This is a genomic window from Amphibacillus marinus (assembly GCF_900110345.1).
In the GTDB taxonomy this organism is placed as follows: domain Bacteria; phylum Bacillota; class Bacilli; order Bacillales; family Amphibacillaceae; genus Amphibacillus_D; species Amphibacillus_D marinus.
The window spans coordinates 1-20,511 of sequence record NZ_FODJ01000019.1 but is presented as its reverse complement, the minus strand read 5'-3'; the positions used below and the strand labels follow the sequence as shown (position 1 = coordinate 20,511).

Here is a 20,511-nt window from a genome sequence, read left to right as displayed (position 1 = left end):
TCTACGTAGACACAGTAGGCAGAAATAAAAAGCAAATTGAAGCTTATATTCGGGATCAGCTTCGAGAAGATTACATGGGAGATCAATTAACACTATTTGAGGAATTTGATCCATTCACAGGAGAAAAAAATAAGAAAAGATAAGCGATTCTTTAGAATCGGCGAGTAGATGTGGTACGCGTGGGGAAACCGTTCAGTAGGCCTTTAAGGCCCAGGTCGGAAACAAAGGCTTTCAGCCGCAGAACAAACCACCAGTTCACACTGGTGGTTTTGATTATCGCAGGTCAACAGTCAGTAAAAGCCCGATTGGTTCAAAGGCCGTTCTTTGGTCATACCTGTGGTACTAACAATCAGCGGGAAATAAAAAAATTCCCCCTGATTGAAGTTTCACATTACACTATTTTGTTAGATCCATTTTAAATAAAAGGATACATAAATGCCAATTAAGATGCCAAGAAAAAGGACATCTATTGTTGTTGGAAAAAAAATTGTGCGTATGAGTTGAAATACACAGATGGGGAAGAGGCACCTTTCAATAATGAGTAACCATTGTCTACACCAAGGAGGTAGACGATAACGGTAATAACGGGACATAGAAACACCCTTTCATTCGGCTTTTGGTGTATTATATGCATGGGAAACAAAGATGTACACCTATTTTAGAAAAAGACAGTTGACTTTTGTAGCGGAAATTGGATAAAATAACTGATATATAAAAGAATGACGATGAAGAGGAAGAGTAGGCTGGCAAAACTTAAAGAGAAGAAATCATTTGCTGAGAGATTTCTAAGTCACTTGTTGCTGAAGGTAGCCTTGGATGTTGTTTAGCTGAACATTGGTTAGATTATTAGGCTAAACCGGTTAAACACCGTTATTGGATAATGAAGTGTATAGCAGGTATTTGCTATAAACAAAGGTGGTACCACGGAAATTAGACCCTTTTCGTCCTTTATTAAGGATGAAGAGGGTTTTTTATATTGTGATGAGGAGTGAATGAAGATGACAGAACAAGGGCATAATTTACCACCTAAATATGATTCAACAGCTGTAGAAGCGGGACGGTATCACTATTGGGTAAAAGGCAAGTTTTTTGAAGCAACAAGAGATCCAGAAAAGAAACCATACACGATTGTTATTCCCCCTCCAAACGTAACGGGAAAGCTACACATCGGTCATGCTTGGGATACAACGCTTCAGGATATTCTAACAAGAATGAAGCGCATGCAGGGTTATGATGTCCTTTATTTACCTGGAATGGATCACGCGGGTATTGCAACGCAAGCGAAGGTAGAAGCCAAACTACGTGAAGAAGGAACAAGTCGCTACGATTTAGGCCGGGATAAGTTCTTAGAAAAATCTTGGGAATGGAAAGACGAATATGCTAGCTTCATTCGCGCGCAATGGGAAAAGCTTGGTCTAGGTCTTGATTACTCGAGAGAAAGGTTTACATTAGATGAAGGATTATCTGAGGCTGTTCAGGAGGTTTTTGTTAAGCTTTATGAAGAAGGTCTCATCTATCGTGGCGAGTACATCATTAATTGGGATCCAGCGACAAAGACGGCGTTATCTGATATTGAAGTTATCCATGAAGAGATTACCGGTCATTTCTATCATATGCGCTATCCTTTAAAGGATGGGTCTGGTCATATTGAGATTGCCACAACTCGACCAGAAACGATGCTCGGTGATACAGCTGTAGCTGTCCATCCAAAAGATGAACGTTACCAACATTTAATAGGCAAAAAAGTTATCTTGCCAATCATCGGGCGCGAGATTGAAATCGTTGGTGACGACTATGTTGATATGGAATTTGGTTCTGGAGCTGTAAAAATTACACCTGCTCATGATCCGAACGATTTTGAAATTGGTAATCGCCACAACTTAGAGCGTGTGCTTGTGATGAATGAAGATGGCACAATGAATGAGCGTGCTGGGAAGTACGAGGGAATGGATCGCTTTGCATGTCGTAAACAGCTTGTTAAGGACTTACAAGCTGACGGTATCCTCTTTAAGATTGAGGAGCACGTTCATTCTGTTGGCCATTCGGAGCGTAGTGGTGCTGTCGTTGAGCCATACTTATCAACGCAATGGTTTGTTGATATGAAGCCATTAGCCGCAGCAGCAGTTGAGTTGCAAGAGAATGAACAAGAGAAAATTAATTTTGTCCCTGAGCGCTTTGAGGGTACCTATATGCGCTGGATGGATAATATCAGAGATTGGTGTATTTCCCGTCAACTATGGTGGGGGCACCGTATTCCTGCTTGGTACCATAAAGAAACAGGAGAAGTTTATGTTGGGAAGGAAGCACCTGCAGATTGTGAAAACTGGCAGCAGGATGAGGATGTTTTAGATACTTGGTTTTCATCTGCCTTGTGGCCATTCTCTACGTTAAATTGGCCGAACCTAGCGGATGAAGATTTCAAGCGGTATTTCCCAACCAGTGCCTTAGTTACAGGCTATGATATTATTTTCTTCTGGGTATCACGCATGATTTTCCAATCAAAGCACTTTACGGACCAGCGTCCATTTGATGCTGTCTTGATTCACGGTCTTGTTCGTGATTCAGAGGGCAGAAAAATGAGTAAATCACTCGGCAACGGAGTCGATCCCATGGATGTCATTGAGAAGTATGGTGCGGACTCATTACGCTATTTCCTTGCGACTGGTTCTACCCCTGGTCAAGATTTGCGTTTTCAGTGGGAAAAGGTTGAGTCAACATGGAATTTTATCAATAAGATTTGGAATGCATCACGCTTTGTCTTAATGAATGTGGAAGGCATAAAGCTTGAGGATATTGACCTCTCAGCAGAAAAAAATGTCGCCGATCAATGGATTCTAACACGTTTGAATGAGACGATTACGCAAGTTAATAGACACACAGAGCGGTATGATTTTGGCGAGGCAGGTCGTTACTTATATAACTTTATTTGGGATGATTTTTGTGATTGGTATATTGAGATGGCTAAGCTTCCGCTTTATGGTGAAGATGAGGCTGCAAAGCAAACAACACGTTCAGTCTTAGTTCATGTTTTAGATGCAATCTTAAAAATGCTTCATCCATTCATGCCGTTTGTGACAGAAGAAATCTGGCAGCACCTTCCCAACGAAGGTGAGTCAATTACACAAGCTGCGTGGCCGGAAGTAAATGAACATTTCTCAAATATTCAGGCAGCAACTGAAATGCAACGACTTGTTGCGATTATTCGCTCAGTTAGAAATATTCGCGCTGAAGTTGACACGCCGATGTCTAAACAGATTGTCTTAACAATTAATGCAAATGATCAAGAAATTGCTAAGCAACTTGAGACAAACAAGCATTATTTAGAAAGATTCTGTAATACGAGTAAGCTAACCATTGGCACGGCTCTACAAGCACCGGAAAAGTCGATGTCAGCGGTTATAACAGGGGCAGAGCTCTATTTACCATTAGCGGGTTTAATCGATGTTGATCAAGAAATTGAACGTCTCGAGGCTGAAGTGGAGAAGCTAAACAAAGAAGTAGATCGTGTTCAGAAAAAGCTTGCCAATCAAGGCTTTGTCAGTAAAGCACCTGAACATGTCGTAGCAGAGGAGAAACAAAAGGCAGCGGACTACTCAGATAAACGGACCAAGGTTCTTGCCCGAATTGAAGAGCTAAAGCAATAGTAACGCACTTACTACCCATGCACACGCTGATTTGCATGGGTATTTTTTTTGTAGTCATTGGTAAGTAGCTTAATTTGTATTCTTGAGAGAAACGGTGTACTTTAAAAGAACGCAGTCACTTGATCTATCATAAATAATAAATTTGGGAGTTGATACCATTGTTTTTAACTATACAGCAAGCCGAAACCTTTTTTAATCAGCGCGAAAAGCTTGGGATTAAGCCTGGATTAGAACGGATGCATGCACTGCTTACATCTGTCAATCAACCAGAGCAACAACTTAAAGCCATTCATATTGCGGGAACGAATGGAAAAGGATCGACAGCAACTTTTATTAGCCAGATTCTGCAAGAGCAAGGCTATTATGTTGGTTCTTTTACTTCACCAAGCTTTACTAATCGACAAGCGATGATTCAACTTAATAATCGACCAATACGAGATCAGTTTTTCTTAGCATACCTTAACAAGCTAAAGCCTTGTATTACGCATTTGGAGGCGCTGGATAATCCACCAAGTAATTTTGAACTAATCGTAGCAATTGCGTATCAGTATTTTGCTGATCAGGCTGATTTTTCAATTATAGAAGCAGGAATGGGTGGTTTAGCGGATGCGACTAATTGTCTAACCCCATTAATAGCAGTAATTACAACAGTTGATTTAGACCATACTGATTTCTTAGGTAATGATATCGAAAGTATTGCGACGCATAAAGCGGGAATCATTAAAGAAGATCATCCAGTTGTTATCGGCGAGCTACCAGCAAGTGCAAAAGATGTCGTGGTAAAAACCGCTAAATGCGTTAACGCACAGCTTTTTCAATACGAAAGGGATTTCTCTGTTCGTAGCTCTGGAACAGAAATCAATTATCTTGATCATTTGACTAGTTTTTCATTTCGTTTGAATATGAATGGTGCACATCAGCACCATAATGCAGCTTTGGCTATTAAGACAATTCAGGAGCTTGTTCAGCTAGGCTATCCAGTTGACTCTGATGCTATATTGAAGGGGTTAGCAAACGCTAATTTACCCGGGCGCTTTCAGGTGCTTAGGCAATCACCAACAATTGTAGTTGATGGGGCACATAACCTTGCTGGAATAAAGGCATTAGTAAAAACAGTTGCCCAAACGTATCCAAACCATCACAAAAAGCTTCTGTTTGGAGCATTTAAAGACAAGCCCCTTAAAGAAATGATTGTAGAACTTGATCAAGCATTTGATCAAGTTATATTTACCAGCTTTGATCATGCGCGTGCCGAGACGGCTGATCTATTAGCATCTTACTCCAACCATCCCAAAAAGCTCGTCACCTATGATTGGAAATATTACTTAAGTCACATGGTTGAAAATGATCAGAGTGACGTGGTGACTATAGTAGCGGGTTCGTTGGCTTTTGTTGGGATAGTTATCCATTTTTTTGAGTAACTAGTATTGCTCTTCTTATCATAAAAGACTATACTAAGGACTATAGGTGGATGTAGTCAATGGGAATATACTCATTTAAGCTGTCTGTGAGGTGATAAGCGTGTCGAAAAAAAAGCAAATGCTCATTTGGCTAATATGGTTACTTGTCTGGCCAACTGTGCTTATTTGGATTTATCACCAACCATTTTCCATAACAGTAGCGATGCTTGACATGACTAGCTTATTAACCTTTTTTTTAATTACGATTCTAGTAGCACTTTTTCCTATTCAAATTAACCGCACACCTATTTCACTAGTAAATAGTATTTGTTTTGCTATTTTTATTGTCTATGGACTTTTTGTCGAAATTATTGTGACACAGTTTGCCATTCTTGCTGTGCTTATACGCCTGCGGATTAGCAAACAGGAGTTATACCGTCTACCAATTAATTCATTGCTTTTTCTAGTTGTCTCGTTGTGCTCAGCTGTTGCTTTTCATATAGCTGCACCTTTATCGTTAAATAATCTAAAAATTTTTAATTATGCAGTCTTTCAAGTTTTTGTGTATATGTTTGTTTTTTTTATTGTTAATCAGCTATTACTTTTTTTGATTAAGCGATTTGTTTATCAACAAAAGGAGCCACTGTTAACTCAAGGTTTTTTCTTTTCATTTATTGTTATTGGCTACACGTTACCAATTGGGATGGTACTTGCTTATCTGTATAATGTTTTTAGCATCATTGGTGTTTATGTTATGGCTGTACCCCTTTTGGCTATTTCAATTATCTTGAAGCTTTATTATAAAAGCAAGGAAACCAATTACTATTTATCTAAGGTAAACCATCTGGCACAGCAACTAACTGGTCAACTATCACGAGATGATGTGTTAGATACTTTTTTAAATGCATTGCCTCATATATTTCCTGCTCATCTGGTTGCCGTATATGACGCCTATAGTGAGACTAATTTCAAGCTTATTCGCCTTTTTAAAGCAGGACAAGGGGTGAAATATTGTAGTACGCCATTAGGTACTAATAATAAGACCTTGGTTCAGCAAGTGTTTAAAGGAGATATCGTTATATCGTACCGCAAAAGAAAAGCTTGGGCTGATAGAGTACCAGCTGAATTATTAGAACCTGGTGAGAGTATTGTTGCTATGCCTATTAAACGCAATCAACAGATTGTAGCCATTTTAATTATGATTTCAGGTAGCCGTAACGCTTTTAGTAAACCGATCATTTCAGTTCTTCAGGTTTTAAATACCTTTTTTGGTATTGCCTTAGACAATGCAAAGTATTATGAAGATATTCAAGCAGATAGTCAAACAGATTATCTAACTAATTTACCAAACCTGCGCCACTTTCAACATTATCTATCAAACTATCATGGCTCCATTTTCAGTTCATTAATTATTATTGATCTTGATCATTTCAAATTAGTCAATGATCGTTTTGGTCATGAATGTGGCAATGAGGTATTAGTTAAAGTAGCTAAATTGCTGAGAGGATCTGTTGGTGATAGAGGTATGGTAGCGCGATATGGTGGTGAGGAGTTTATTGTCTTTTTACCTAATTATCAACTAGATGCCAGTCAAGCTTTTGCTGATCAATTAAGAAAGCAAATTGAACAAGCAGACTTTATTTGTGAAAATCATATGCTCAGTCAAGCAGAACCGGTTACCATCAACATAACCGCAAGCTTAGGTATTGCCAACTATCCAGACCAAACAGAGGATATTAATGAGCTAATCCGTTTAGCTGATCGTGCCATGTATATTGGCGCAAAGCGAAGTGGACGTAATACGGTGGCAGTCTATAATGGATGAGGAGGTCGTATAGAATGGTTTTAAGATATGTAAAAAATGAACAGGGACTAACTTTAGTGGAAGTACTTGCCTCTATAACAATTCTATCCATTATCGTTGTTACCTTTCTTGCCTTTTTCATTCAATCCGCCCGTACCACTAAAGTTTCAGAGGATGTTATGGACGCTACCTATTTAGCACAATCGTATATGGAAAAAATCTATTATCAGTCTACCCAAGACGATGCAAGCTTTTCAGAGTTGCAAGTTTTCATTGATGGGCTAGAAGATAGCGTTAATGATTATCGTATTATAACCTCGTTGACTGCCGTTGAGGAGCAAGCAGAGCTTTATACCCTCTATGTGGAGGTTTTTGATAACCTAAACCGTAAGCAGGCTCAAATGGAAACAAAGCTTATCATTGAAGAAAGTGGTGAGGGCAGTGATTAGAGAGGAACAAGGGATTACATTAGTTGAATTGCTTGGTGTTTTGGCCATTTTGTCTGTGGTGATAGTATTAATCGGTTCCTCACATCTATTTGGCCAGCGTCAATTTGTTAACCAAACGGATCAAATTGATAAGCAGGCAGAGGTAAGACAGGTGATGAGTCAGGTAACAACAGATTTTCGTAAAATTACAGCTGATGAGTTTACTGCAAGTGATAGTTATCAGCTAGGCGAAGTAAACTATCAATTTACGAATCAAAATGTTTATCGGAATGGCCAACTATTGGGCGAAAATATTAGTCAGTTTGAATTGATTAAACTAGCTAATGAAGAGGGTGTAGTAATTACCATTGCAAGCACAGCAGATAAGCAGAAGCAGCTTAGTCAGTTATCAAGTTCTATTTATTTTAGAAAGTAGGTGAGGATCATGCGGCATTTAGCAAAGCATGAGTCAGGGGCAAGTTTACTTATGGTGATTATGACGTTAATGGTCCTCTCTATTTTGGGGGCAGCACTTGCAACCGTTTCTTTTGCCCATGTCAAATTAACAACAACTGATCGTGACTATCAAGCGACATACTATATTGCAGAGGCAGGTGTTAATCAAGCTTATACTGGAATAAAGGCAACCGTTCTGTCAACCTATGAGAAGAATGAAAGTGAGGCCACTTTTTATAATCAATTAAATGCTTTACTTTCACTAAATGCAACCTATGAGACCTATGATGATTTTAACCTAAGCTTTAATGAGCAACCACATGCAGTAGTGAGGATAGAGCAAATTTCTGAAGCCAACCCAAGAGATTATAAAATTATCTCGACAGGAACGATAGGGAAGCGGGAACGGACCGTTGAACGTAAATTTACAGTGAATTGGACGGGGAAGGATAGAGGTGGGGTACCCTCATTGCCTAAAGGTAGTGCAGCAATTGTAAGAAATCAAATTGATTTAAGAAATAGTGGTGCTATCCGTGGGGATGCTTATTTAGCATCAAATAAACCAAAGACAATTCTTATTGATAATGGTGGCGGTGAAAGAGTATCAGGTACTATATACGTTCCGGAAGAGTCGTTAGAGAGTGCGTTAAACACAGCAGGATTTAAACCAACCCTTTCCCCACATCAGAGCAGTGTGTCTTGGGAAAGTATTGACTCCATAATTCAAGGGTTCCCTGAGTTTCCAACTTATGATTTTCACAAGGAGACTACTATAAATTATAATGGACATGTATATGAGGTTATAAAAAATGGAAATTTACACGTAGATAATTGGATTGTGAGAGATTCAGGTTTTATTCTCGATTTGGAAGATAACTACAGGTTTAATAGCCTTATATTTAACAGTAACTATAAACTCAAAATGCAACTAAATGGTGCAGTAAGAAATATTGTCGTAGATCATCTTGATATTAGTAATGGTCATATAGAAATTATTGGAGATGGAACGGTAAACCTTTTTGTTCGAAATCGTTTAACCTTAGGGAGTGGAAGTAGCATTAATGCTGGGGGAGACAGAAGTAAAGTAAACATTTATTATCTAGGTTCTGATAACATTATAATGAATGGTTCGCAATCAATCAACGGATCTCTTTTTCTTAAAACAGCTAATATCACAATAACCTCGGGTGCCAATTTTAATGGTTTTTTAGTAAGTGGTGGAAACGAGATTAATTTATCAGGGGGAACCTTTAATAATATGCTTCTGATTGCACCTTTTGCAAATCTAAATTTATTAGGTGGGGCGAAACTAAATGGCCTTTCAGTATCAAACAAATTATACATTGAAGGTGGGGCATTTATAAACTATTTAGATTTCAATTTTGATGGTTTTCCTTTTGGGAACGGGCAAGCAAACGTTGAGCCTATTGATCTCATCACACCACACCCACCTACTGAAACTCACTAAGTTTAAGAGGAGGAGATAATATTGGCAATTCGAACAAAACGTAAGCTTGGTGATTTATTAAAAGAAGCGGGCTTAATTACCGAGGAGCAAATTCTTGCCGTATTAACAAACAAGAAGGAGCGGCAAAAGCTAGGAGATGCTCTAGTTGAACAAGGCTATATTACGGAACGACAGCTCATTGATGTCTTGGAAGTGCATCTTAAAATTCCCAGTGTTTCGCTTTACCGCTTTCCAATTAATGAACAGTTAATTGAACTTATTTCAAAAGATGTTGCCCGTGAAAATATCCTGTTGCCAATTGAGCAACAGGAGAATGTGTTAACAGTTGCTATGAATGATCCGTTAGACTATTATGCAATTGATGATTTAGAGCTATCGACAGGCTTTGATATTAAGCCGGTAATTGCGACCAAGGAAGATATTTTACAGGCAATTAATAAATACTACGACATGGATGATGACCTTGACACGGTTATTGAGGGGGATGAGGCTCCTGCTGTCCGTATCTTAGATCAAGTATTGCAGGCTGGGGTAACGTTAAGAGCAAGTGACGTGCACCTAGACCCAAGTGAGGGGCAGGTTTCTGTTCGTTACCGAGTCGATGGCGTATTGAGAAATGATCGTAAGCTACCAAAACGGATTCAGAATGCTTTAATTGCCAGAGTCAAAATTCTAGCTGACTTGAATATAACCGAAACACGCATGCCACAGGACGGACGGATTCGAATGGTTATTGATGCGAAGCCAATTGACCTTAGGGTTTCTACATTACCAACAGTCTTTGGCGAAAAAGTGGTTATTCGTATTTTAGATTTGACGAATATTTTTAAGCGGCTGGATGAGCTTGATCTCGCTGAAGAGACATTAGTTAAATATCGTGAAGTGATTAATCGTCCTTCAGGTTTAATTTTATTAACAGGTCCTACCGGCTCTGGAAAAACAACGACCTTATATGGGTCAATTAACGAATTAAATAAAGAAGATGTCAATATTATCACTGTTGAGGATCCTGTTGAATATCAGCTTGAGGGTGTCAATCAAGTGCAAGTAAATGCAACGGTGGGCTTAAGCTTTGCCGCAGGACTTCGTTCAATCTTACGCCAGGATCCAAACATTATCATGGTTGGTGAAATTCGTGATAAAGATACAGCAGAAATTGCAATTCGCTCGTCCTTAACAGGTCATGTTGTCTTTAGTACGTTACACACTAACAGTGCGATTGATGCTATTCCACGTTTATTTGATATGGGAGTTGAGCCTTATTTAGTGGTCTCATCATTAACGGGAGTAATGGCCCAACGTCTCGTGAAAAAAGTATGCAAAGATTGTGGTCATTACCGTCCAGCCACGGAACTGGAGCAAGCCATATTTCATAAACGAGGGCTAGAGGTTGAGAACGTTTTTGAAGGAGCTGGCTGTGACAGTTGTCGCGGTACCGGTTATCGAGGTAGGATGGCAATTCATGAATTGGTTCTCATTGATGAAATGATCAAAAAATTAATGATTAATCGGGCTAGCATGGCTGAAATTAAAGCTTATGTCCGGAAGCAAGGAAGTAAATTTTTACTTGATGATGGATTGTTAAAGGTTAAGCAAGGCTATACAACGGTTGAAGAAGTTATGCGTGTCGCATTTGAAGAGTAGAGGTGGAGATGAGATGCTAGTTTTAACAGAGATATTGACGACGGCTTTTCATAGAAATGCCTCAGACATTCATTTAACAGTTGGTTCCGTACCTGTTTTTCGCATCGACGGTAAGTTGACTCTCCATCAAGAAGAAGTATTAAAGCCAGACGATACTAAGGAAATGGCAAAATCAATTATCACTGGTGAGATGTGGCAACGTCTTGAACGCGAACGAGAGCTTGATTTATCATACGGTATAAACGGTTTATCTCGGTTTCGGGTTAATATTTTTTACCAACGAAATAACCTATCACTTGCTTTTAGGGTAATACCGAGCAAAATTCCACAAATTGATGATTTGGGGCTACCACAGGTTTTAAAAAAAATTGCCGAAAAACCACATGGCTTAGTACTGATAACAGGACCGACAGGGAGTGGGAAAAGTACTTCTTTGGCAGCGATAATTGACTATATGAACAGTCATATGAACAAGCACATTATTACATTGGAGGATCCAATTGAGTACTTGCATAAGCATAACAAATCGCTAATTGACCAGCGCGAGGTTGGCTTTGACACGACTTCATTTCAAAAGGGACTTCGGGCATGCTTGCGTCAGGATCCCGATGTTATCCTCGTTGGTGAGATGCGTGATTTAGAAACCATCTCAACTGCAATTACCGCAGCTGAAACTGGTCATCTCGTGCTGGGGACGCTTCATACCCAGGACGCATCGTCGACGATGGATCGAATTATTGATGTCTTTCCGTCACATCAAAAGGAACAGATCCGTATTTTACTAGCCAATGTATTAGTGGCAATTGTCTCACAGCGTCTGTTCCCGATGGCACAGCAAAGTGGTCGAATTGCAGCGACTGAAGTACTTATTAATAATGCAGCGGTTAAGAATCTTATTCGTAATGAGAAGATGCACCAAATTCCTAATATACTACAAACCTCGAAGGAGCAAGGCATGCATAAGATGGAGATGGATATACAACAAAAAGTAATGGATGGGCTCATTCAATCACGAGATGCAGAGCCATATTTAACATAAGATTGGGGTGAAGGTAGTGCCACTCTATGCCTATCAAGCACGAACTTTAGACGGGAAGTATACGAAAGGTAAACTTGAGTCTGATACTGAAAAAAACGCATTAAGTGAGCTTAAACAGCTGAATCTACTTGTATTTGATATAAAAAAATTAAACGCAGTTTTATATCAGGATATCCGCATCGGTAGTCCAATTAAGAATAAAGACTTTGTCATTTTCTTACGTCAATTCTCGACCTTAGTCGATGCGGGTATTACTTTGGTGAACGCAACAGAAATCCTGTCGGAGCAGTCCAATAGTAAGGTGCTAGCACAAGCGCTTATTGACGTTAAGGAATCGATTAAAGAAGGACAACCATTATCAGAAGCACTAGCAGATTATCCAAAGTTATTTCCCGAGTTACTTGTTAGTATGATCAATGCCGGTGAAGTTAGCGGTCGACTAGATGAAATTCTTGATCGTATGGCAACGTATTATGAGAAGCAGTACTTACTGAAGCAAAAGGTGATAACAGCCTTAACTTATCCGATCGTAATTGGTATCTTATCTCTTTTTATTACCATGTTTCTGCTTGCCTTTATTGTCCCGGTATTTACTGATATGTTTCTCTCATTTGATCAAGAGATTCCCGCATATACGGCCTTTATTCTCAGTATCAGTGGATTTTTTCAACAATTTTGGTGGCTAATTATTTTATTGCTTGCTTTAGTGATTACAGCCATTAAGTTACTATTGAAGCGTGATCGATTTGCCTATCAGTTTGATCTGCTTAAACTAAAGTTACCGATATTCGGCATGTTTGTTCAAAAAGCAACACTAGCAAGAATGACGCAGACATTAAGTTCATTATTAAATAGCTCTGTGCCAATTATTCAAGCAGTCGAAATAACTGAACGGGTTATTGAAAATCGGGTCGTTAAAGAAGTTTTAGCTCAAAGTAAAATAGCCTTGGAGCAAGGCGAATCATTGGCTAAACCAATGGAGGCCCATTGGGTTTTTCCTCAGCTCGTTACACAAATGGTTGCCGTTGGCGAGGCAACAGGGTCAATGGATGACATGCTAAAAAAAGTGGCAACTTTTTATGAGCAAGAGTTAGAAGAAGCCTCAGATAAATTAAAGGCATTAATTGAACCTATCTTGATTGTTTTTCTTTCATTTGTTGTTGGTGCTATTGTCCTGGCGATCGTTATTCCGATGTTTAATTTATTTGAGAGTTTCTAATTATAAATGTTGAAATTTTTCCCTTTAAATCAATTAATAATACTGGACAAGTTATCTTTTAATAGTATAATAGTAATATAATATTCTAACAGAAACGATGAGCATTTTCCTTATGTGGGCACTTTGGATAATGGGAGTTAGTAGTGCAACCGGCTGGCAACATAAAGTTTTATTTATGCTGTGAGTCGTTTTTTAATGGCTTGATTTAATAAAACTTTGCACCAAGATTTAGAGCATACCATTAAAAAGAGGAGGAATTACGATGATAACCAAATTTAAGAAGATGATTAAAGGGGAAAAAGGCTTTACTCTCGTCGAACTACTAGCAGTTATTGTGATTTTAGGCATTATCGTCGCCATTGCGATACCGGCGATTGGGAGTATTATTGATGGTGCTGGAGAGAAAGCAGATGCGGCTGAAGTTCAATTAATAATTGATGCCGCAAGATTGTATGAAATAGAAGAAGGAAGTACCTTCCCTGTGACTGTTGAATCTTTAATTGAAGATGGATACTTAGACGAAAGACAGGGAGATGCTCCTAGCGGTTCAGTTACCCGAAATGCTGCTGGAGAGTTGGAATTTAATCGAGGCTCATAAACAAGAGGATAAATTTTCAAACCTAAAATATTTAAAATAAGAGCATCTGAAACATACGAGAATCCTATGGGAACAGCGCGAGTTGAGGATCCATTCAGTAAAGCGTTTGTTGCTTTACTGGGTTAGCTGAAGCCGTGCCATGGAAAGCGAGTATATTTCAGGTGCTCGATTATTATTATGAAATACATGACTCTCATTTCTACATAGGAGCCTTAACATGGAACTATTACCGATTATAATCTTTTTTTGCTTTGGGTTAGTCTTTGGTTCATTTTACAATGTGGTTGGTCTAAGAGTACCACAAAACAATCTATTTAAATCAGATCGCTCATATTGTCCCAATTGTAAGAAGACATTGGAATGGTATGAGCTCGTTCCAGTCATTTCTTTTTTGATACAACTAGGTAAGTGTCGAGGTTGTAAGCAACGCATTCGCCTGCTGTATCCATTAATTGAGTTTTTAACAGCTGTATGTTTTGCACTCAGTTATTGGCTTTTTGGTGTTGGGGCAGATTTAATTATCGCTTTAATTGTCGTTTCACTAGCCGTGATTGTAATTGTATCGGATTCAGTTTATATGTTGATCCCTAATAAAGTATTACTGTTTTTCTTTCCGCTTCTTATCCTTACTCGCGTTGTTGTGCCGTTATCACCATGGTGGTCAGCTCCACTGGGATCGATAGTTGGATTTGGTCTCATATTTATTATAATCGTGGTCAGCAAAGGTGGAATGGGAGCTGGCGACTTAAAGTATTTTGCAGTGCTAGGCTATGCCTTTGGCTATCAGGCAATTTTACTTATATTGATGTTAGCAAGTGTTTATGGGGCAACTATAACTGGCGTGTTGTTAATAGCACGAAAAGTCGATCGAAAATCAAAGGTCCCATTTGGGCCATATATCAGTCTAGCTGTACTCACTGTTTTGTTTTTTGGTCAAGCCCTTATTGATTGGTATATTGGCTTGTTTAACTGAAGGGAAGTTATGTTTAAATATAGAAAAGGGTGAGCACGATGGGGTTAATTAAACGAGAACGTGTCTACATAATGCTATCTGATCGATTAATTCGGTATATGGTCAGTCCATTACAAAGACCAAATCAGATTTCCGATTACGGTGAGGTAATTTTTGATTCATTAGTAATTGAAGATGGCCGTATTATTAACGAGATTGAATTGAAAAAGATGTTAAAGCGGCTTATTGATCACAAGAAGTGGCGTAGACGAAAGCTCTCATTTATTGTTCCAGATAGCTTTCTTGCAATACGAACGGAGAATATTCCAAAGCAACTATCAAAAGAAGAAGCTAAACATTATATTAAGCTCCAGCTTGAGGGAAGCATTCGCCTACCCTTCAAAAATCCAGTCCTTGATTTTCAGGTTCTTGATAAAGGAGACGAGCAAAACGACATTTTGTTATTTGCTTATCCAACCGAACGAATAATGCCTTATTATCAATTATTTGAACAGCTTGGATTAGAGCCAGATGTTGCAGATGTATCATCTTTGAGCATATATCGCACCTATAAGCAAGCCGATTTGGCACGAAAAGATGAACACCTACTTATGATACAGTTTGGTAAAAATGAATTAGTGCTTACTGTGTTTCATCAAGATGTTCCAATGTTTAATCGTCATATCTCATTCTCAAATGCTTTTCAAGCTTGGAAACAGGATCAAGAAAAGCAAACGTTAGTGTGGAGCCATTCTTTAAGTGCTCAAGATGAGTTTATTGATGAACAACTCCTAACAATTGAACGATTTATGGATTTTTATCAATATTCAATTATGGATGGGCAAGCACAGATTACCGATTTATTGTTAACGGGTGATTTCACTAACTTAAATAAAGTTAGTGAACAGCTTGAATTACGCTTCGATCTACCAGTTAAGCCGTTAACTACAGATCCAGCACCTGAATATGCAGCTTTACTTGGACTCATTATAAAAGGTGAAACGACCAAGTGATCAATAAGGGGTTCTGATGATGATAGAAATTAACTTTTTTGAACAAAAGAAAAAAAACATAGTCCCATATCTAATGATAGGTTTATTATTCATTGGCGTTGTAGTTGTTGTTAGCTTTCTGTATTTAAGTTCTTATCGTTATTCAGATCAAGTTCAAATTAATCAAGCAAAAATACTTGAGCAGGAAGCAATTATTGCTGAGCTAGAGGAGGTTAATTTGCTTGCTGATCAAGTCCATCAACTGCAGGAAGATATCAATCAAATAGAAGAACAGAGAAATCCCACTGCTTACCTTTATGATCAACTTCACGCACGGTTGTCAGCTCAAGACACGATAGTAGTAAATAGCTTTACCTTCGATATTGAGGGATTAGTTACGGTTGAGCTGGAACTAGAAGGAGCTGAACAAGTCGGACAACTTTATCGTGATTATTTAGAATTACCTTATATTATGGATGTCCAACTTGATTCAATGCAATTAGTAAGCGAGTCAGAGCAACTTTATCATGTTGCGTTTAGTATAACGATGAGCCGAGAGCAATTAAGTGAGGTGGGGCGTCATGCAAATTAAATGGGAGCGAAATTATAGCCTGTTTCTCGTAGCGATCTTAGCAATTATCTTTGCTGTCTGGTATTACGGCCAGCAACACTATCTAGCAGATAAAGAACAGGCATTTGTTGATACTGAAGCAACATTACGTCGTTATGATGCTATTATAAATCAAGCAACATCTACAGATCAATCCGACCAGCTACTACGTGAGGAAGCGATCCAGTTACAACGTCAACTTCCCACAGAGCCAAATGTTGATCAGTTAATTACAAGCATCTATGAAGCAGAGCAAGAGACAGGAATAGTTATTGAGGAGCTAATAAATCGCACGGATACATTATCAAGTGATCAAGTTTATTACCCGGTAAACAGCAATGCAGTGCACGTTGAGCTTACTCTTAAAGCCGAAAAAAAGAATGATTTTGAGCTTTTCTTTCATCTGCTTGAGCAAGGTGACCGGCTACTTGAGATTATTGAATTAAACTATCATTCTACTGGCGTAGAGACTATTTCCGCAACTGTCACTTTACGTGTTTTCTTTAATGAAAATGTCTTAATTAAATAAATAATGATAGATTTTTGGGTACAATAGATGGTTCTTGCAGACAAGAGTCGTCTTTTTTTGCGCTTTCTTCGTGATAGAGTGAGTAGAAGAGGAAAAATAGGAGTGAGCGCAATGGAAGAAAAAAAGAAACTTACTTATAAACTTGAGCATAATCAATACGGAACAGTCCATGATGAGCCATTAAAGGAAGAAGCAGCAGGATTGTCAGATCTTGAACCCTTTCATTATAATTCTAGTTCATCAAACAAAAAAACATTAAATCACACCTTTATTAAAAGAATAGCATTTACGGCTGCGGCTGCGATCCTTGTTAGCTTGGGCATTGGGTATATTTTCATGTCAATATTAGGGGATGGATCAGGGGAGGCTCCGCTAAATGATCAAATTACCAACTTTCCCGTGGAAGCTAACCAATCTACTACCAATGAAGAAGGGGCTGATACAAATGGTGAGGGTGTTGAGTTAATTGGTCTTACCGGTTTTGTTATTCAAGCTGGGGTATTTCAAGATTTCAGTCAAGCTGAATCTTACCAGCAGGAACTGGCCAGTTTAGGTCATGATGGTGTTTTGTGGTCGACTGAAGAAGGTTACCGGTTATTTCTTGGTGTATACAGTTCAAATGAGGGTGCAAAAGATGCAAGTGCGGCTATGGTTGAACAGGAGATTGATGTGTTTGTTCGTGATTGGCAAACATTGAATCAAACAATTCCTGGAACGTCAGCAGATCAACAATTGTTGCAAGCATTTACTGAGCTATGGCGAGCTGCACTAAGTGATGATGCTCAGCTTGAGCAAGGTTGGCAGGAATGGCAGGAATTCGATGATAGCCAGCTAACGAGTGCAGTCCAATCCTTTTATCAAACAAGTAGTCAAATAGAAATGACTGCATCTGGTCAGCAACGAGCAGCTAACCTACTCCAACTCTGGCAATCCTATACTGAGTTGGGTAAGTAAATTTACTAAATTGTTACCGAATCTAAGCCTAATCTAGATTCGGTAGTTTCTTGTCTGAAAAACTAGTGTAATAGACTCGATATTTTACAAGAATGCAAACTTGTCGTGTTCCTAAAAAAGGTTACAATAAAGGAGATTAAGTTGAAAGGAGGTTTAATATGACTAGTCTTCACGTTAAGATGAAGGACATCCCTAAAGAGGATCGCCCCCGAGAACGTCTAATCGAATGTGGAGCCGGCCATTTGTCTAATCAAGAGCTTATCGCTATTATCCTTGGAAGTGGAACGAGGAAAGAGAGTGTTCAAGAACTGGCACGACGGGTTTACAAGCATTTTGAAGGGTTGGCTATGTTACGAGAGGCGACACTGGAGGAGCTAAAGTCAATTGAAGGGATCGGTGAGGTTAAAGCTGTTGGCATATTGGCAGCTTTAGAACTTGGCAATCGACTAAGCCAGTTCAAGGAGCCGGATCGTTATGTCGTGCGCAGTCCAGATGATGCTGCTGAATTTGTCATGGAAGAAATGCGTTTGCTAAAACAAGAACACTTCGTCACACTATTTCTTAACACTAAAAACCAAATTGTTCACAGGCAAACAATCTTTATAGGCAGTCTTAATGCTAGCATTGTTCATCCACGTGAAGTCTTCCGCGAAGCTGTTAAACGATCAGCAGCTTCAATAATTTGCATTCATAATCATCCATCTGGCGTGCGCCTGTATGGTCATTAAAACGAGTAATCAATTGATTTAGAATTCCTTATGCTTATTCTATGACTAGCATCTTACCCGTAGTGGAAACATGGGCGGGGACCATCGCATGATGCCAAGGTCAAGGGCTGTACGGTAAAGGCTAAACTGCTTGAACTCTAGACTATTGGGTCTGGTGAAGCCATAGCCATGCTTGGCTATGTAAATGAGATAGTAGCTGCCCGTCAGACAGCTACTATAATAAGGATCATTTTCCATACTTTAATTATGAAGTAACAGTCAAACGGAGTACCTAACCAGCTCGCATCTCGTTTAATGGTAAAACAGGGATTGCCTAAGTAGAATCATTCTATATGGTAACGGAGTCTTCATAGTATTCAACGTTTGCGTGTAATGCGTTTAGCACGGAGAAGGGAGACAGGTTGAAAGTACAGGAAGTGGGGGAAGTGTTATGAAGATAACAAGTCGAACTTCTGCTCAACTAGCTGTCATGCGTCAGCGAATTGCCAAAGGTCAGTATATTAAGGATTGTTCAAAGTTGTTAAGAACAGCAGAATTTTGGCAAGATGCTATTAAGAATCGGTTAGAAACAGATCTGTTTAATTCAAATCAAGCGCATACCTTAATGGCCCTAGTGCCGAGAGAGCGGATTAAGTGCTTGAACAAGCTCAACGACTCTTTACTACAAGAAGGAATTTTTTATTATATTGAACAATTATTTGTTCATCAATTGCTTTTACCAGGGCTCTATCAACCTGTTCGTATTTTGAAAAAGGACTGGCGAGCGGTCAAAGCAGTCATCCAACTCAGTTTATGTGCGTACCCATTAGATTTATCACTTGAGCTAATTGATGACCAACGTTTGAAAGAACGCATTGATTATGTGCACCTTAACTGTGGTTATGCAGAACAGAAACGCTATCAGCTCCTTATTCATGCCGTTCATTTTTCTAATCATCTTCGTAACATTGATATCCCTCAACATGCTTCACTTTACCTTGATGATAAAACGATACTTCTAGGTTTGCGTACAAATTATTCTGCTAGTAAAGATTGGTTTTGCCAAATTAAAAGGCAATTAGGTAAGACTTATGTTTGCGACTTAATCTCATTTAGGCGTCCCTTCGAATTTAGTGGTTATTTGATTAAACCACCTAAGAATCTAGGGGAAATTCTAATTGATGTACCTCAACGCAACCTTGTTACATGGGGAAATGCGTTTCATTATGGTAATTTCCTACAACATAAACCAAAGGCAAAAGGGATGCTTATTCACTTGTCAGTTACTGAAATCCTTCATCACTACCAAATAGAATGGTCTCAGGTATTAACTAGCTATAAAGACAGTGATCGTAGTAAAGAGTTGGACAAATGGTTTTATTTTTCATGGTTAAGTCTACTTAGAACAATTGCTTTAAAAAAGGGTTGTTCAGTTACTAAGGGAGCTGCAGCATTAAAAAAACAAGGGCTAACCTTTAATAAACTTAAAAAGCTGACGTATAATAATCAACTGGCGAGCCGTATACATTGAAAGGTGTACGTACGGTTCTGAGGGAGGCAGGCGGATGGTTTAATTACCTGTCGACCCTACGATCCATCACCATCCAAGGAAGATATTCACGTTACCAAGAGGTTAGCCGAATGCGGCAAAATGATTGGGATTGAGTTATTAGATCATCTTGTAATAGGTGATCATAAATTTGTTTCATTAAAGGAAAAGGGCTATTTGTAGTATAATTCTGTTGCTTCGTTTGCTTATTTTTTTAATAAAAGTGTCTTAATAAGTTGATAAAATCAAAACCACCAGTGTGAACTGGTGGTTTGTTCTGCGGCTGAAAGCCTTTGTTTCCGACCTGGGCCTTAAAGGCCTACTGAACGGTTTCCCCACGCGTACCACATCTACTCGCTGATTCTAAAGAATCGCTTATCTTTTCTTATTTTTTTCTCCTGTGAATGGATCAAATTCCTCAAATAGTGTTAATTGATCTCCCATGTAATCTTCTCGAAGCTGATCCCGAATATAAGCTTCAATTTGCTTTTTATTTCTGCCTACTGTGTCTACGTAGA

General features: G+C 38.8%; 17 protein-coding genes, 3 pseudogenes, 1 riboswitch and 1 other annotated feature. Of the genes and pseudogenes, 19 read left to right on the top strand and 1 reads right to left on the bottom strand.

What is annotated here, in order from left to right; translation table 11 throughout:
• The 19 genes and pseudogenes from BM000_RS16295 to BM000_RS16200 all read left to right on the top strand — a co-directional run.
• Window positions 1-143, top strand: a pseudogene (locus BM000_RS16295) (IS200/IS605 family transposase); the annotation flags it as partial.
• A 573-nt stretch (window positions 144-716) separates the two neighbouring features.
• Window positions 717-952, top strand: a binding site (T-box leader).
• A 46-nt stretch (window positions 953-998) separates the two neighbouring features.
• On the top strand, window positions 999-3,644 hold the full coding sequence (locus BM000_RS16285) for a valine--tRNA ligase (RefSeq protein ID WP_091500359.1): 2,646 nt from the start codon (window positions 999-1,001) through the stop codon (window positions 3,642-3,644).
• Between the two features lie 158 nt (window positions 3,645-3,802).
• The gene (locus tag BM000_RS16280; protein ID WP_091500358.1) at window positions 3,803-5,065 is read left to right on the top strand and encodes a bifunctional folylpolyglutamate synthase/dihydrofolate synthase; all 1,263 of its coding nucleotides are present in this window, start codon (window positions 3,803-3,805) and stop codon (window positions 5,063-5,065) included.
• A 100-nt stretch (window positions 5,066-5,165) separates the two neighbouring features.
• Window positions 5,166-6,869, top strand: a complete 1,704-nt coding sequence (locus BM000_RS16275; RefSeq protein WP_091500356.1) for a sensor domain-containing diguanylate cyclase — start codon at window positions 5,166-5,168, stop codon at window positions 6,867-6,869.
• A gap of 14 nt (window positions 6,870-6,883) precedes the next feature.
• Complete coding sequence (locus BM000_RS16270; protein WP_177178335.1) at window positions 6,884-7,297, top strand: type IV pilus modification PilV family protein; 414 nt, start codon at window positions 6,884-6,886, stop codon at window positions 7,295-7,297.
• The gene (locus BM000_RS16265) at window positions 7,290-7,712 is read left to right on the top strand and encodes a PulJ/GspJ family protein (protein WP_091500353.1); all 423 of its coding nucleotides are present in this window, start codon (window positions 7,290-7,292) and stop codon (window positions 7,710-7,712) included. The genes BM000_RS16270 and BM000_RS16265 overlap by 8 nt, the downstream gene beginning before the upstream one ends.
• Window positions 7,713-7,721: 9 nt before the next feature.
• Window positions 7,722-9,200: a pilus assembly PilX N-terminal domain-containing protein gene (locus BM000_RS16260; RefSeq protein WP_091500351.1), complete on the top strand. Its 1,479-nt coding sequence runs from the start codon at window positions 7,722-7,724 to the stop codon at window positions 9,198-9,200.
• Between the two features lie 21 nt (window positions 9,201-9,221).
• Entirely contained in the window at window positions 9,222-10,844 is a 1,623-nt protein-coding gene (locus BM000_RS16255; RefSeq protein ID WP_091500349.1) for a GspE/PulE family protein, read from the top strand.
• Between the two features lie 13 nt (window positions 10,845-10,857).
• A complete protein-coding gene (locus tag BM000_RS16250) occupies window positions 10,858-11,883 on the top strand; it encodes a type IV pilus twitching motility protein PilT (protein ID WP_091500348.1) in 1,026 nt (341 codons plus the stop codon).
• A gap of 16 nt (window positions 11,884-11,899) precedes the next feature.
• Window positions 11,900-13,102: a type II secretion system F family protein gene (locus tag BM000_RS16245; RefSeq protein WP_091500346.1), complete on the top strand. Its 1,203-nt coding sequence runs from the start codon at window positions 11,900-11,902 to the stop codon at window positions 13,100-13,102.
• Window positions 13,103-13,183: 81 nt separating this feature from the next.
• A riboswitch (cyclic di-GMP riboswitch) is annotated at window positions 13,184-13,266 on the top strand.
• Window positions 13,267-13,364: 98 nt separating this feature from the next.
• Window positions 13,365-13,700, top strand: a complete 336-nt coding sequence (locus BM000_RS16240; RefSeq protein ID WP_091500345.1) for a competence type IV pilus major pilin ComGC — start codon at window positions 13,365-13,367, stop codon at window positions 13,698-13,700.
• A gap of 217 nt (window positions 13,701-13,917) precedes the next feature.
• The gene (locus tag BM000_RS16235; RefSeq protein ID WP_091500343.1) at window positions 13,918-14,673 is read left to right on the top strand and encodes a prepilin peptidase; all 756 of its coding nucleotides are present in this window, start codon (window positions 13,918-13,920) and stop codon (window positions 14,671-14,673) included.
• 38 nt (window positions 14,674-14,711) lie between these two features.
• Window positions 14,712-15,665: a type IV pilus biogenesis protein PilM gene (gene pilM, locus BM000_RS16230; RefSeq protein ID WP_091500341.1), complete on the top strand. Its 954-nt coding sequence runs from the start codon at window positions 14,712-14,714 to the stop codon at window positions 15,663-15,665.
• Window positions 15,666-15,681: 16 nt separating this feature from the next.
• Entirely contained in the window at window positions 15,682-16,236 is a 555-nt protein-coding gene (locus BM000_RS16225) for a hypothetical protein (protein ID WP_177178334.1), read from the top strand.
• Window positions 16,226-16,783, top strand: a complete 558-nt coding sequence (locus BM000_RS16220) for a hypothetical protein (RefSeq protein WP_091500338.1) — start codon at window positions 16,226-16,228, stop codon at window positions 16,781-16,783. The genes BM000_RS16225 and BM000_RS16220 overlap by 11 nt, the downstream gene beginning before the upstream one ends.
• A gap of 111 nt (window positions 16,784-16,894) precedes the next feature.
• Entirely contained in the window at window positions 16,895-17,737 is an 843-nt protein-coding gene (locus BM000_RS16215) for an SPOR domain-containing protein (protein ID WP_177178333.1), read from the top strand.
• Window positions 17,738-17,895: 158 nt separating this feature from the next.
• The gene (gene radC, locus BM000_RS16210; protein ID WP_091500335.1) at window positions 17,896-18,465 is read left to right on the top strand and encodes a RadC family protein; all 570 of its coding nucleotides are present in this window, start codon (window positions 17,896-17,898) and stop codon (window positions 18,463-18,465) included.
• A gap of 430 nt (window positions 18,466-18,895) precedes the next feature.
• Window positions 18,896-19,975 carry a group II intron reverse transcriptase/maturase gene (locus BM000_RS16205; RefSeq protein ID WP_091500333.1) on the top strand — a complete coding sequence of 360 codons (1,080 nt, stop codon included), beginning with the start codon at window positions 18,896-18,898 and terminating at the stop codon, window positions 19,973-19,975.
• Window positions 19,976-20,035: 60 nt separating this feature from the next.
• Window positions 20,036-20,176 (top strand): annotated as a pseudogene (locus BM000_RS16200) (JAB domain-containing protein); the annotation flags it as partial.
• Between the two features lie 192 nt (window positions 20,177-20,368).
• Here BM000_RS16200 and BM000_RS16195 read toward each other — a convergent pair.
• Window positions 20,369-20,511, bottom strand: a pseudogene (locus BM000_RS16195) (IS200/IS605 family transposase); the annotation flags it as partial.

Excerpts from the sequence above, each read along its gene's own strand:
- BM000_RS16285 (WP_091500359.1), top strand. The coding sequence starts at position 999 with ATGACAGAACAAGGGCATAATTTACCACCTAAATATGATTCAACAGCT.
- BM000_RS16270 (WP_177178335.1), top strand. The coding sequence starts at position 6,884 with ATGGTTTTAAGATATGTAAAAAATGAACAGGGACTAACTTTAGTGGAA.
- BM000_RS16260 (WP_091500351.1), top strand. The coding sequence starts at position 7,722 with ATGCGGCATTTAGCAAAGCATGAGTCAGGGGCAAGTTTACTTATGGTG.
- BM000_RS16250 (WP_091500348.1), top strand. The coding sequence starts at position 10,858 with ATGCTAGTTTTAACAGAGATATTGACGACGGCTTTTCATAGAAATGCC.
- BM000_RS16240 (WP_091500345.1), top strand. The coding sequence starts at position 13,365 with ATGATAACCAAATTTAAGAAGATGATTAAAGGGGAAAAAGGCTTTACT.
- BM000_RS16235 (WP_091500343.1), top strand. The coding sequence starts at position 13,918 with ATGGAACTATTACCGATTATAATCTTTTTTTGCTTTGGGTTAGTCTTT.
- pilM (WP_091500341.1), top strand. The coding sequence starts at position 14,712 with ATGGGGTTAATTAAACGAGAACGTGTCTACATAATGCTATCTGATCGA.
- BM000_RS16225 (WP_177178334.1), top strand. The coding sequence starts at position 15,682 with ATGATGATAGAAATTAACTTTTTTGAACAAAAGAAAAAAAACATAGTC.
- BM000_RS16220 (WP_091500338.1), top strand. The coding sequence starts at position 16,226 with ATGCAAATTAAATGGGAGCGAAATTATAGCCTGTTTCTCGTAGCGATC.
- BM000_RS16215 (WP_177178333.1), top strand. The coding sequence starts at position 16,895 with ATGGAAGAAAAAAAGAAACTTACTTATAAACTTGAGCATAATCAATAC.
- radC (WP_091500335.1), top strand. The coding sequence starts at position 17,896 with ATGACTAGTCTTCACGTTAAGATGAAGGACATCCCTAAAGAGGATCGC.
- BM000_RS16205 (WP_091500333.1), top strand. The coding sequence starts at position 18,896 with ATGAAGATAACAAGTCGAACTTCTGCTCAACTAGCTGTCATGCGTCAG.